The sequence below is a fragment of the Streptomyces sp. NPDC052042 genome (assembly GCF_044548345.1).
In the GTDB taxonomy this organism is placed as follows: Bacteria; Actinomycetota; Actinomycetes; order Streptomycetales; family Streptomycetaceae; genus Streptomyces.
The window spans coordinates 84,525-96,473 of record NZ_JBIUBU010000008.1 but is presented as its reverse complement, the minus strand read 5'-3'; the positions used below and the strand labels follow the sequence as shown (position 1 = coordinate 96,473).

Here is an 11,949-nt window from a genome sequence, read left to right as displayed (position 1 = left end):
GAGCGGCGTGTCAGGTAGGGCTCGGGGAGAAGTCGGAGGCCGTACGAGGGGACGGGCGGGCCGTACGGGGACGGAAGGGGGACGCGACCGTCCAAGGAGGGACGGAAGCGGGTCAGACTCCGAGAGCGGGGAGGATCACGGAATCGACGTAGTCGACGAGGTAGGTGTGGTCGACGGGGCGTTCCTCGATCAGCCACCGGGTCATATAGGCACCGACCAGCATGTGCGGCACGTACTTCAGCGCCGGCTGGTCCGGACGCACCTCACCCCGCTCCACGGCTCTGCGCAGCATCAAGTCCAGGCCGGACATCTCCGGTTCGAGCAGCAGCTCACGCAGCGCCTGAAGCAGATCGGGGTTGCCGTGGGCGGCGTGGGCCACCCCCCGCAGCAGCGCGGAATCCTTCTCCATCTGGCAGGGGTCGACGAGGTCCAGCACGGCGTGGAAGTCACCGCGCAGCGACCCGGTGTCGGCCGAGGCGAGGGCCACCGTCTTGTCATGCTGCAGGGCCCTCACGACCAGTTGGGGCTTGCTCCCCCACTGGCGGTAGAGGGTGGCCTTGCTGGAGCGGGTACGGGCGGCGACGGCGTCCATGGTCAGGGCGTCGTAACCGACCTCGCGGAGCAGGTCCAGCACGGCGGCGTACAACTCGCCCTCACGCTCGGGCGTGAGCCGGGTGCGTGCCATGTGCCGACCTCCTGATTCCCGTGATTTCCGTAGATTCGCACAACGGATCCCTGTACGACAGCCGCTGCGCGACAGCCGGAGCCCGAAGATCGAAGATCGAACGCCGAAGATCGAAAGCCGTCAGCCGCCGAACCAGTAAGCGAACGAAACTGTTTCGTACACTTCCACGATAACGTCCCCGCCAAGCGAAACTATGTCGTTTCGCTTGTGTTCCACACCACAACCGCCGCCGCATCCCACCGCCCCGGCCTCCGCCGCCCGCGCCCGCCTCCCTCATCCCGCCCCCCGCACCCCGGCACCCGCGCGCACGCCCCGCGCACGCCCGTCCCCTTCCCACACCCCGACCGCCCCCGCGCCTCCCCCACCACCCCACCACCCCACCACCCCACCACCCCACCACCACGAGTTGCCGGGGCCCTCCCCCGCGGAAAGCATGGAGAGGTGAGTGACGACGCCGCGTATCTCCGATTCCCGCACCTCCACGACGACCTGATCTGCTTCGCGGCCGAGGACGACCTCTGGGTCGCGCCCCTTGCCCCAAAGGGACAGCGCCCCGGCCGGGCCTGGCGGCTGACCGTGGACCGGACCCGGGTCGGCCATCCGCGGTTCTCCCCCGACGGGACCCGCATCGCCTACACGAGCTGGCGCAGCCTCGACCCCGAGATCCACCTCGTCCCGGTCGAGGGCGGCCCGGCCCGCCGACTCACCTACTGGGGCTCGACGGACGCGCAGGTCCGCGGCTGGACCCCCGAGCCGGGCGACGCCGCCCAGATCCTCGCCGTGTCCTCGCACAATCAGCCGCTGGCCCACCTCTCCTGGGCCTACGCCCTCCACACCGACGGCAGCCCCGGCGGCAAACTTCCCTGGGGTCCGGTCTCCGACATCGCGGTCGCCGACATCGACGGTGAGCGCCGCACCCTCCTGCTCACCGGCACGCCCCCGCACGAACCGGCCTCCTGGAAGCGGTACCGGGGCGGCGCCACGGGCCGGCTGTGGCTGCACGGCAAGCGGCTGCTCGCGGACCTCGACGGCCACCTCGACTCGCCGATGTTCGTCGCGGGGCGGATCGCCTTCCTCTCCGACCACGAGGGCGTCGGCAATCTGTACTCCTGCCGCCCCGACGGCAGCGACCTGCGCCGCCACACCGACCATGACGCGTTCTACGCCCGGCACGCCTCCAGCGACGGCCACCGGGTGGTGTACCAGTGCGCGGGCGACCTGTGGCTGGTCGACGACCTGGCGTCGCCGGACGCGGTGCCCCGCAAGCTGGAGGTACGCCTCGGCGGCCCGCGCGCCGGACGCCGTCCGTACCAGGTGTCGGCGGCCAGCAACATCGACTCGCTGTCCGTGGACGAGACGGGCCGGGCCAGCGCCGTCGCCGTACGCGGCAGCCTGTACTGGCTCACCCACCGCGACGGACCGGCCCGCACCATCGCCGACACCCCGGGCGTCCGGGTCCGGCTCCCCGTGATGCTCGGCAGCGGCGGTCAGGTCGCCTACGTCACGGACGCCGACGGCGACGACGCGATCGAGATCGCGTACCTGCCGCGCGCCAGCGGCGACCACCCGCCCCGCCGACTGGCCTCCGGACGGATCGGCCGGGTCCACGAACTCGTCGCCGACCCGGACGGCGAACGTCTGGCGATCGCGACCCACGACGGGCGGCTGCTGCTCCTGGACACCGACGAGGAGACCGCCACCGGCGAACCGGCCGAGCTGATCCGTTCCATCAACGGCCCGGTCCGCGATATGGCGTTCTCCCCGGACGGCGCGTGGCTGACCTGGTCCCACCCCGGCATCGGACGGTCGCTTCGGCAGATCAAACTGGCTCGCATCCTCGGCACCGGCGCCCCGGTGATCGTCGACGTCACCAACGGCCGCTTCGAGGACGAGAACCCCGTGTTCACGGGCGACGGCCGCTATCTCGCGTTCCTCTCCTGGCGCGGCTTCGACCCGGTGTACGACGTCCACACCGGCGACCTGTCGTTCCCGCTGGGCTGCCGCCCGTACCTGGTGCCGCTCTCCTCCGCGACACCCTCCCCCTTCGCCCTCTCCCCCGAGGGCCGCCCGGCGGCGGGCGGGCTCGACCCGGTCGACGACGTCCAGGCGACCGTCCCCGCCACGGGCGAGGAGCTGTCGGGACCGTCGACGGTCAGCGTCGAGTTCGAGGGGCTGGAGAACCGGGTGACGCCGTTCCCGGTGTCCGCGTCGAAGTACTCGGGCCTGCGCCCGGTGAGCGGCGGCGGGCTGGTCTGGCTGCGTTGGCCGATCTCGGGCGCGCTCGGCGAGACGTTCGCCAACCCGGCGGACATGTCGGGCCGCCCCACCCTGGAGCACTTCAACATCTCCCGGGCCCGGAAGACCGAACTCGTCGCCCATCTCGACTGGTTCGCGATCAGCGGCGACGCCAGCCGGCTGGTCGTGATGGACGAGGGCGAACTGCGCGCCGTGCCCGCCAACGAGATCGCCGACAGCGACACCACCGTCTACCTCGACCTGCGGCGCATCCTGCACGAGGTCGACCCGCCTGCGGAGTGGCGTCAGGCGTACGCGGAGGCCGGACGCATCATCCGCGCGTACTTCTGGGATCCGGGCATGTCCGGCATCGACTGGGACGGCGTCCTCGACCAGTACCGCCCGCTGGTCGAACGGGTCGCCTCCCCCGACGAATTCGCCGATCTGCTGCGCGAGGTCCTGGGCGAACTGGGCACCTCGCACGCGTATGTGTCACCGGCCCGCCGCAACGAGGGCCCGCCGCACTACCAGCGGGCCATCGGCCTGCTCGGTGCCAACCTGGTGTGCCGGGACGGCGACTGGACGATCCGCCGCATCCTGCCCGGCGACTCCTCCGACTCCAAGGCCCGTTCCCCGCTGGCCGGTACGGGCATCCGGGCGGGCTCGGCCCTCACCCATGTCGACGGCCGCCCGGTCGACCCGGTGACGGGACCGTACCCGCTGCTGGCGGCGGCGGGCGGCACCACCGTCGAACTCACCTTCAGGCCGCCCGAGGCCGTCGGGGGTCGCCCCCGACGCGTCGCGGTCGTCCCCCTGATCGACGAACGCCCCCTGCGCTACCAGGACTGGGTGGCCAAACGCCGCGAGGTGGTACGGGAGTTGAGCGGCGGCAAGTGCGGGTACCTGCACATCCCGGACATGGGCGGCTCCGGCTGGGCCCAGTTCAACCGGGATCTGCGCATGGAGATGTCCCGTCCGGCGCTGATCGTGGACGTACGGGGCAACGCGGGCGGCAACATCAGCGAGTTGGTGGTCGAGAAGCTGACCCGCACGATCCTCGGCTGGGACCTGACCCGCGACGCCCAGCCCGTCTCGTACGCCTCCAACGCCCCGCGCGGCCCGGTGGTGGCCCTGGCCGACGAGGCCACGGCCTCCGACGGCGACATGATCACCGCGGCGTTCCGGCTGCTGAAGCTGGGCCCGGTCGTGGGCCAGCGGACCTGGGGCGGCGTGGTCGGCATGACCGGCCGCCACCGGCTGGGCGACGGCACGGTGATCACGGTCCCGATGAACGCCGCTTGGTTCGACACATACGGCTGGTCGATCGAGAACTACGGCGTCGAACCGGACGTGGAGGCCCTGCGCACGCCCCTCGACTGGGCCGAGGGCCGGTACGCGGTGCTCGACGACGCGGTACGGGCGGCCCTCGACCTGCTGGCCGCCCACCCGGCGGCGACCCCGCCGACCTACGACACGGTCCCGGACCGCCGCCGCCCACCCCTGCCGCCGCGGTAGGAAGACCGCCGGGACGGTCCGCGGATACGCCATCCGCACTACCCACGCCACCCACACCGCCCGCACCGCACACCGCTCAGCCGGCGTCCAGCAGCGGCGCCAACCGGCGGATGCCCTCGGCGATCTGCGGGGTGGAGGCGGCGCTGTAGGAGAGGCGGATGCAGGGGGCCGGGGGCTCGTCGGCGTAGAAGTGGCTGCCGTCGCCGATGAGGACGCCCGCGTCGAGAGCCGCCGCGGTCAGGGCGGTGGTGTCGGTTCCCTCGGGGAGCCTGGCCCAGACGTGGATTCCGCCGCGCGGCGTATGCGCGACGCGGACGCCGGGCAGCGAGGCGTGCGCCTCGGCGATCATGGTGTCGCGGCGTTCGGCGAGGCGGTTGCGGAGCCGCTTGAGGTGCCGCGGCCAGGCACTGGAGGTCAGGAGGCTGAGCGCGATCTCCTGGGTGAGCGGCGGGACGCACATGTCGTCGGCGATCCGGGCGGTGCGCAGGCGTTCTCCGGCGGGCCCACGCGCGATGATCGCGCCTACGCGCAGTCCCGGGGCGACCGGCTTGGTGAGCGTTGCGATCGATACGACGTGCCCGTCGGGATCCTGGGTGAACAAGGGGCTGGGCGGGGTGCCGTCGATGGACAGGTGCCGGGCCCAGTCGTCCTCGATGACGAAGGCGCCGTACCGCGCGGCAAGGCGGAGGACCTCCTCCCGGCGTCCGGACCCGAGAACGGCACCGGTGGGGTTGGCGTAGCAGGGCTGGAGGTAGATCAGGGTCGCCCGGGTCCGCTCCAGCGCGTCGGCGAGCCGGTCGGGCTGGATGCCGTCGGCATCGGCGGGGACCGCGGCCAGGTCGAGACCGGCCGCCTGCGCGGCGATGATCGCCCCCGGGTAGCTGGGACTTTCGGTGATCAGGGTGGTGCCGGGTTCGGTCAGCGTGCGCATCGCGAAGACCAGCGCCTGCTGTCCGCCGGGCACGATCAGGACTTCGGCCGGATCGGCATGGAACTCGGACGCGAACACGCGCCGCAGGTCGGCCAGTCCGGTCGCGGGCGCCATCGACCAGGCGCGCGGGCTCCGCGCGGCCCGGGCGCCGAGGGTGCGCAGTTCGTCGAGGGGCTGGAGCTCGGGAGCGAGGTAGCCCCAGGACAGTTGGATGTCGTCGGTGCCCGCGTACGCACCGAGACGGGCCGCCCGGCGGGCATCGACCCGGGCACGCCCGAGTGTCGCGGACTGCCAGGAGTAGTCCGGCTCGGGCAGCCGGTCCCGGCCCGCGACGAAGGTCCCCCGCCCCGGCTCGGCCCGTACCGCACCGAGCGCCGAGAGCGACGCGATGGCCTGGGTGATCGTCGCCGGGCTCGCCCCGAACTCCTTGGACAGCTCCCGGACCGGCGGCAGCTTCTGTCCCACCCGCATCCCGGCGATGCGGTCCCGCAGGATTTCCGCGATCAACGACGCCCTGTTATCGTTTTTCATGAGGATAGTGGATAACGTTACTCGAATTTCGTCAACACCGTTTCCGCAGGCTTCCGGCCCGGGGGCTGCGGCATGACGGCCCGTCGTTCGGTCCTGCGGGACCTGTCGGCCTCGGCGCTGGTCGCCGGGGTCATCTCGGCACTGGTGAACTACTCGGGGCCGTTTCTGATCGTGCTGGAGGCCACGCGGGCGGCGGGCCTCGACAAGGCGGAGACGGCGTCGTGGGTGTGGGCGGTGTCCATCGGCAACGGCGTGTGCAGCATCGCGTTGAGCCTGTTCACCCGGATACCGGTCATCGTGGCCTGGTCCACTCCGGGCGCCGCGCTGCTGATCGCGTCGCTCGGCGGGTTCAGCTTCTCCGACGCGGTCGGCGCGTTCCTGGTGGCAAGCGTCGCCGCGGCGGTGTTCGGGTACACCGGCTGGTTCGGTTGGCTGCTGGACCGGGTGCCCGCACCGGTGCTCCAGGCGTTGCTGGCCGGCATCCTGCTGCCGTTCGTCACCACCGCCGGAGGCGCGTTCAAGGCGGCCCCGGTACTGGTCGGCAGCGTGGTCCTGACCTACTTCGTCGGCAAGCGCCTGTTCGACCGGTACGCGGTGCTCGCGGCCCTGGTCGTCGGAATCCTGGTGGCCGCGGCGACCGGTTCGTTCAAGACCATGACGTCCGGACTGTCGATCACCGGCCCGGTGTTCACCATGCCGACGTTCGATCTCGCCGCGATGGTGAGCATCGGCCTGCCCCTGTTCATCGTGACGATGGCCTCCCAGAACGCCCCCGGGCTGGCACTGCTGCGCTCGGAGGGCTACCAGCCCGACGACCGCCTGCTGGTCGGGTCGATCTCGACGGTGTCCGCACTGCTGGCGCCGTTCGGCAACCACGCCATCAACATCGCCGCGATCACCGCCGCGATCGCGACCGGACCCGAATCGCACCCGGACAGGAACCGCCGCTATGTCGCGGGACTGTCCGCCGGGGCCGCCTACCTGCTGGTCGGTGTCTTCGGCGGGTTTCTCGTCGACGGATTCCAGTCGATCCCGTCCGAGACGATCACCGCACTGGCCGCGGTCGCCCTGCTCGCCTCGACCCTGACCGCGTTGAAGGGCGCGATGAGCGGTGACGCCCGTACCGGTGCCGCCGCGCTGACCACCCTCGCGGTCACCATGTCCGGCGTCGTCCTCATCGGCGTCGGCAGCGCCTTCTGGGGACTGATCGCCGGAAGCGCCGTCCACCTCCTCCTCAACACCCGCGCACCGCAACGGTCCCGGCCCGCATCGGCGCGAACCGAGGCGGACGGAGCACCCACCCCCGATACGCCCGATACCGCAGCCGAACCGGCGAACCGCTGAATCCGCCCGGCGAGCGCCCTCATGAGGGCGCTCGCCGCTCCGGCGGCGGGACGTGCGGACGGCGTGTTGCCCGCCGTCACCCGACGCCGGGCGTGACACCCGCCGCGGATCCATGGTCGGGGTCGACCGGTTCGCGCCCCGGCCGCCCCCATCCGGCGGGCGCGGGCAGCTCGCACCACACCGTCTTGCCGCGCACCCCCTGCTCCACACCCCACCGCGACGCCAGCGCACCGACGAGCGCCAGCCCCCGCCCCGACTCGTCCTCCACATCCGCGGCCCGGGGCGCGGGCCACATCCCCGGCTCGGGATCGCTCACCTCCACCCGGACCTGACCGCGGTCCGTACCGACGACCCGAAGACCGACCGGCGTGCCCTCGCCCAGGTGCACGATCACATTGGAAAGCAACTCGCTGACGCAGAGCAGCAGGTGGAGCGCGTCCGCATGGCCGCACCAGTCACGCAGTATCTGCCGCACCTGCGGCACCGCCTTCGGCACGGCGATCAGCTCCACCGCGAACGGCTCCGCGGTCACGCCCCGGCCGCCGCGCGCAGTGCACCGGCCAGCCGACGCGCGGTTGCCGCGTTGCAGTTGCCGAGCGCGACGAGCTGCGGCCGTCCCGCACCCCCGGCGAGGGTCACCGGGTCGACCCCGAGCGAGGGCAGGGTGATGCCGTGCACCGCGAGCGCGGTGCGCAGGGCATGGACGTCCGCGTGGATGTCATAGCCGACCGCTTCGTGGCCGTAGCCGACCGCCTCAAGCGGGGGCGTGTGTTGCGCGCTGTCCATGGAGGACTTTCCACCTTTCATTGCACACGGTGACGAACCCTTCACACGTTGCCGCAATGAACCCCGCCTTGAAAGGGTTTCCCGGTCCGCACAGCACAGTGCGAAAGCCGACCGCGACGACCACACGTCGCCCCGGGCGCGGACCTGTCACCACCTGCGGCAAGCCGCCTGACATGCATTCCAGCCTGGGCACTGGAGAACGGTGACGAAGGCATGACCTTCCCGGCCCGATGGCGAGCCCGTCAAGAGGACCATCAAGGAAGCCTGACCGCCGCCCGGGGGCGGTCGGCAGCCGTCAGCGCTCCGCCTCACCCCGGCACAGCGCGGCCATCCAGCGTTCGACCTCCCGCGGGCTGCGCAGCCTGACCACTTCGACCCCGAGGGCCGCGGTCTCATCCACCTGCCGGACGTAACGGGGGCGGTTGTTCCGGTACTTGCGGACGGCGCTGCGCAGCAGCGACCGGCGGCCGAAGAACGCCCTACCCCAGGTCAACCGCCTGGCCTGCGCACTGTCCTCCCGCCCGGTGAGCTGACGCAGACTGCGGCGCACAATGCGGGAGACGATCAGGGACAGCGGAAAGTCAAGCCAGACGAGCACATCGGCGCGATGCCAGACGACATCCGCGAGCTTCGAGAAGTTCCCCTCCACAATCCACGCGTCCCCGCTCGTGATCTCCGCGGCCTGTCGGCGGAACTCCGCCAGCGGCAGTGCCCCGTCAAAGGTGAACAGGAGGTCGTCCAGGTCTGTGTGACGGAAGCCAAGCTCTGACGCGAGCCTTGCGGCCAAGGTGGTCTTTCCAGTGGCGGGGGCACCGAAGAGTGCGACCTTCTGCATGCGATGAGTTGCCTTTCCGTGTGAAGCGATCCGGCTCGGGTCGGGAGAGGCGACCGCCACGGGGGTCAGGCATCAGAAGCGAACAGGTAAGCGCGGTCTCCGGAATCCGTCACGAGCGGCCTGCGCCGACTCACCCCTTCTGATCCACAGGTGAACCGTTTCGCCCCCGTACGATCCACCCACCCGTCCTCACCCGCCCCATCCTGGCCATCCTGGCCACTCCGAAGGAGCAGACGTGCCCCAGCAGAACACGGAAGAACAGCCGGGCATCGCCGTTGCCATCGTCGTCCATGAAGGGCGCGTACTCATGGTGGGGCGCCGCATCGGCGAGGGGCAGCTCTCCTGGCAGTTCCCCGCCGGCGAGGTCGGCCCCGGGGAGACCTGCGAGGACGCCGCCGTGCGGGAGGTCCGGGAGGAGACCGGTCTGAATGTGGCCCCCGCGAAGCTGCTCGGCAAGCGTGCCCATCCCCAGACGGGTCGCCGTATGTGTTACACCGCCTGCGAGGTGGTGGGCGGAACCGCCCGCATCGCAGACCCCGAGGAACTAGCCGAACTCGTCTGGGTCACCCACGGCGACATCCCGCAGTACGTGCCCCACGGGCTGTTCGAGGTCGTACAGGAGTACCTGGACGCCGCCTTGCACCCCTGAGCGGCTTCCGCTCCGATACGCGGAGCCTGGCCGACCGGACACATCTCGCACCCGCGTCTACGTGTCTATGCGTCTATGCGTCCACGGATGCAGGCGCCGACCCCAGCCCCCGCCACGCATGCTCCTCCTAAGGTAGAGAGCGGGAAGAAAGCCTCTACTCCTTCTACTCCTTGGAGCACCCGTGGCGAAGCGTCTGCATCTTCCACTGCTCCTCTGGGTCGCCGTCCCACCGTGGCTGCTTGCCGCCCTGCTCACCCAGGGGGTGGAGCTGCTGTCCAACAGCCTGGACGGCACCATATGGATTCTCGACTTGTTCTTCCTGACCACTCAGGCGCTGGTCCCCCTCCTTGTCCTGATCGGCTCATTCGGTGTGATCGCAGCGTTCAGGCGCCGGGGATGGCTGCGGGCCGACTACTGGCCGGGCGCCGGCCTCGCGTTCGCATTGCTGGCGCTCTTCCTCAACATGATTGTCAGCGCGGCCTGGGTTGGAAGCGGAGCCCCCTTGCTATGGACCTGGTCGATCTTCTCGGGCTACGTCCTCTTCGTGTTCATCTTTGGCGGGTACGCGTGGCGAAAGACCTTTCGCTGACCCGACCTCGCGAAGGCGGCCGTACCCCCGGAAAGGCGGACCACCCACTTTCGTCGCTTTCTGTAATGAATCCATCACGTCGTGCTGCGGTGGCCTCTACTGTGAAGGGGCTGAGGGCTGCCGCCTTGCCGCCGGAGGTGTCCCTGGCCCTGATCGAAGAGGCGGCTGAGGAGTACCGGAATGGCCAGCATCGGTCGTGATTTCAGCACCGTCACTTGGCGCAAGAGCAGCTATAGCAACGGCAGCGGCGGCGAATGTCTGGAAGTGGCCCAGGATTTCGCACACTGGTGCAAGAGCAGCTACAGCAACGGCAGCGGCGGCAACTGCCTCGAAGTAGCCCAGGGCAACGGCGACGGTGGCAACTGCCTGGAGGTCTCCGACAGCCAACCCGGCCTCGTCCCCGTCCGCGATTCCAAGCGTCCCGACGGCCCGGTGCTCGTCCTCCCCGCGTCCGCGTGGAAGCCGTTCATCGAGTCAGTCAAGTAGGCCTGAACCCCGCGTGGTTGGAGCTGCCAACCCGGCCACACGCGTACATCGCCCCGCCCCGGCGGGATCGAGTGGGATGGGTCGGTACGCGATGCTGCCACTCACCTGGCGTGCGCCCTGCCGCAGAAGAGCTACGGGCGCGCCGAGCCACATCGCGTCACGCACCGGGGCGCGCGTACATGATGACGGTCAGGTGCTGATGGTGACGAGGAGTTCCGAGCGGTCCGTCCGTAGTGCGGCGCGCACCAAAGCGCTGCCTCTGGCGGTTGTCTCCGCACGGCGGGCTTCTTCGACATCGGCATGGGAGTTGGGACCGGGGTCGGGGCCGGGGCCCTCATACAGGGCCACGCAGCCAGGGCAGCGGCCCGCACTCCGAACGGGATAGCCGCACCCCTCGCACTCGGCCCAGCGCGGCACACCCGGGACCGGCCGCCCCGGCGTCGAGCGCTCAAGGCTCATCGCCACAGGGGGCGGAGGCAGCTTCCGCGTCAGGCGGTTCCGCAGGAGCGCCGAGGCGGAATGAACACGGGCCGGCAGCCCTCCCAACAGCGCCCCCGCCAGATCACGATGGTCATAGCCGCGCTCCAACCAGGCGGAAACCAGCGGCGCCAGCGCAAGCGCCTCGACCGCACCGAGCCGTAGACGCGGTTCAGGCCGGATCGCCCGGAACAACGTCGCGACCGCCACCCCATGCGCCTCGGTCGACGCCTCGGCGGCCGCCTCATCCACACGGCCCCCATCAACCTCGGATCCGGACCCGAGCCCGGACCCGTGCTCCCCCGTGGCCGTGGGAACGTCGCTGACCGTGTGCACATCCCCGGCCGCAAGTGCGTCCCCGGTCGCAGATACGTGCCCGGTCGCAGATACGTCCCCGGCCGTGTGTACGTCCCCGGTCACACGTACGTGACCAGCTGCGTGTACGTCCCCGGCCGCAGACGCCGCCCTCACTGTGGGCCGAACCGCCGCCGTGCACGCCGTCGGCGGCCTACCCACGCCCCTGACGACACCCCCGCCGCGAACCCCGGCCGCGCCCGGCCGTTGCCGCGGACCGGGGAGGGAGGGGGATTTCCCACGGTTCTTTACGGGGTTGGCACCCCGGCCACCAGCGGTCGGCACACCGGAACCCGGACGGCTGACAGCCGGTACGGCCTGGCAGTTGACACCCGAACCCGATCCTGAGACGGGCTGCGGGATGTCGTACACATGGGCCTCACTGACGAACGTCCCGTCCTCACGACGGACTTTGTGGACCCGGTAGTACCCGAAAGCCGTCAACTCCCGCAGCGCCTTCGCCACCGCCAACCGGCCCTGCGGACTCGCATCCGCCATCCGCCGACCGTCCTCGGACCAACCATCCGGACGG

The 11,949-nt window shown here is 70.8% G+C and carries 12 protein-coding genes; 6 read left to right on the top strand and 6 right to left on the bottom strand.

Annotated elements, in window-relative coordinates; genetic code table 11:
• Positions 1 to 112: 112 nt before the first annotated feature.
• A complete protein-coding gene (locus ACIHCL_RS16000; protein ID WP_399862023.1) occupies positions 113 to 685 on the bottom strand; it encodes a TetR/AcrR family transcriptional regulator in 573 nt (190 codons plus the stop codon).
• Between the two features lie 441 nt (positions 686 to 1,126).
• Between ACIHCL_RS16000 and ACIHCL_RS15995 the strand changes: the two genes are divergently transcribed.
• On the top strand, positions 1,127 to 4,435 hold the full coding sequence (locus ACIHCL_RS15995) for a S41 family peptidase (RefSeq protein ID WP_399862021.1): 3,309 nt from the start codon (positions 1,127 to 1,129) through the stop codon (positions 4,433 to 4,435).
• A gap of 76 nt (positions 4,436 to 4,511) precedes the next feature.
• Here the strand turns inward: ACIHCL_RS15995 and ACIHCL_RS15990 are convergent, their stop codons facing one another.
• Complete coding sequence (locus ACIHCL_RS15990) at positions 4,512 to 5,897, bottom strand: PLP-dependent aminotransferase family protein (RefSeq protein ID WP_399862019.1); 1,386 nt, start codon at positions 5,895 to 5,897, stop codon at positions 4,512 to 4,514.
• Positions 5,898 to 5,969: 72 nt separating this feature from the next.
• Here ACIHCL_RS15990 and ACIHCL_RS15985 point away from each other — a divergent pair, with 72 nt between their 5' ends.
• Positions 5,970 to 7,241, top strand: a complete 1,272-nt coding sequence (locus tag ACIHCL_RS15985; protein ID WP_399862017.1) for a benzoate/H(+) symporter BenE family transporter — start codon at positions 5,970 to 5,972, stop codon at positions 7,239 to 7,241.
• Positions 7,242 to 7,317: 76 nt separating this feature from the next.
• Here the strand turns inward: ACIHCL_RS15985 and ACIHCL_RS15980 are convergent, their stop codons facing one another.
• The 3 genes from ACIHCL_RS15980 to ACIHCL_RS15970 form a co-directional block, all read right to left on the bottom strand.
• The gene (locus tag ACIHCL_RS15980; protein WP_399862015.1) at positions 7,318 to 7,773 is read right to left on the bottom strand and encodes an ATP-binding protein; all 456 of its coding nucleotides are present in this window, start codon (positions 7,771 to 7,773) and stop codon (positions 7,318 to 7,320) included.
• The gene (locus tag ACIHCL_RS15975; protein ID WP_399862013.1) at positions 7,770 to 8,027 is read right to left on the bottom strand and encodes a hypothetical protein; all 258 of its coding nucleotides are present in this window, start codon (positions 8,025 to 8,027) and stop codon (positions 7,770 to 7,772) included. Before ACIHCL_RS15975 ends, ACIHCL_RS15980 begins: the two co-directional genes overlap by 4 nt.
• 295 nt (positions 8,028 to 8,322) lie before the next feature.
• Complete coding sequence (locus ACIHCL_RS15970) at positions 8,323 to 8,862, bottom strand: adenylate kinase (protein WP_399862012.1); 540 nt, start codon at positions 8,860 to 8,862, stop codon at positions 8,323 to 8,325.
• 235 nt (positions 8,863 to 9,097) lie between these two features.
• On the opposite strand from ACIHCL_RS15970, the gene ACIHCL_RS15965 reads away from it, so the two are divergent.
• From ACIHCL_RS15965 to ACIHCL_RS15955, 3 genes are all read left to right on the top strand, one after another.
• Positions 9,098 to 9,511, top strand: a complete 414-nt coding sequence (locus tag ACIHCL_RS15965; protein WP_399862010.1) for an NUDIX hydrolase — start codon at positions 9,098 to 9,100, stop codon at positions 9,509 to 9,511.
• A 181-nt stretch (positions 9,512 to 9,692) separates the two neighbouring features.
• Entirely contained in the window at positions 9,693 to 10,100 is a 408-nt protein-coding gene (locus ACIHCL_RS15960; protein WP_399862008.1) for a hypothetical protein, read from the top strand.
• Between the two features lie 180 nt (positions 10,101 to 10,280).
• Positions 10,281 to 10,586 (top strand): DUF397 domain-containing protein, encoded by a 306-nt coding sequence (locus tag ACIHCL_RS15955; RefSeq protein WP_399862006.1) that lies wholly within the window; start codon positions 10,281 to 10,283, stop codon positions 10,584 to 10,586.
• A 189-nt stretch (positions 10,587 to 10,775) separates the two neighbouring features.
• Here the strand turns inward: ACIHCL_RS15955 and ACIHCL_RS15950 are convergent, their stop codons facing one another.
• The gene (locus ACIHCL_RS15950; RefSeq protein WP_399862005.1) at positions 10,776 to 10,934 is read right to left on the bottom strand and encodes a hypothetical protein; all 159 of its coding nucleotides are present in this window, start codon (positions 10,932 to 10,934) and stop codon (positions 10,776 to 10,778) included.
• A 171-nt stretch (positions 10,935 to 11,105) separates the two neighbouring features.
• Between ACIHCL_RS15950 and ACIHCL_RS15945 the strand changes: the two genes are divergently transcribed.
• Positions 11,106 to 11,228: a hypothetical protein gene (locus ACIHCL_RS15945; protein WP_399862003.1), complete on the top strand. Its 123-nt coding sequence runs from the start codon at positions 11,106 to 11,108 to the stop codon at positions 11,226 to 11,228.
• Positions 11,229 to 11,949: the final 721 nt, after the last annotated feature.

Excerpts from the sequence above, each read along its gene's own strand:
- ACIHCL_RS15955 (WP_399862006.1), top strand. The coding sequence starts at position 10,281 with ATGGCCAGCATCGGTCGTGATTTCAGCACCGTCACTTGGCGCAAGAGC.
- ACIHCL_RS15990 (WP_399862019.1), bottom strand. The coding sequence starts at position 5,897 with ATGAAAAACGATAACAGGGCGTCGTTGATCGCGGAAATCCTGCGGGAC.
- ACIHCL_RS15985 (WP_399862017.1), top strand. The coding sequence starts at position 5,970 with ATGACGGCCCGTCGTTCGGTCCTGCGGGACCTGTCGGCCTCGGCGCTG.
- ACIHCL_RS16000 (WP_399862023.1), bottom strand. The coding sequence starts at position 685 with ATGGCACGCACCCGGCTCACGCCCGAGCGTGAGGGCGAGTTGTACGCC.
- ACIHCL_RS15970 (WP_399862012.1), bottom strand. The coding sequence starts at position 8,862 with ATGCAGAAGGTCGCACTCTTCGGTGCCCCCGCCACTGGAAAGACCACC.
- ACIHCL_RS15945 (WP_399862003.1), top strand. The coding sequence starts at position 11,106 with ATGAACACGGGCCGGCAGCCCTCCCAACAGCGCCCCCGCCAGATCACG.
- ACIHCL_RS15975 (WP_399862013.1), bottom strand. The coding sequence starts at position 8,027 with ATGGACAGCGCGCAACACACGCCCCCGCTTGAGGCGGTCGGCTACGGC.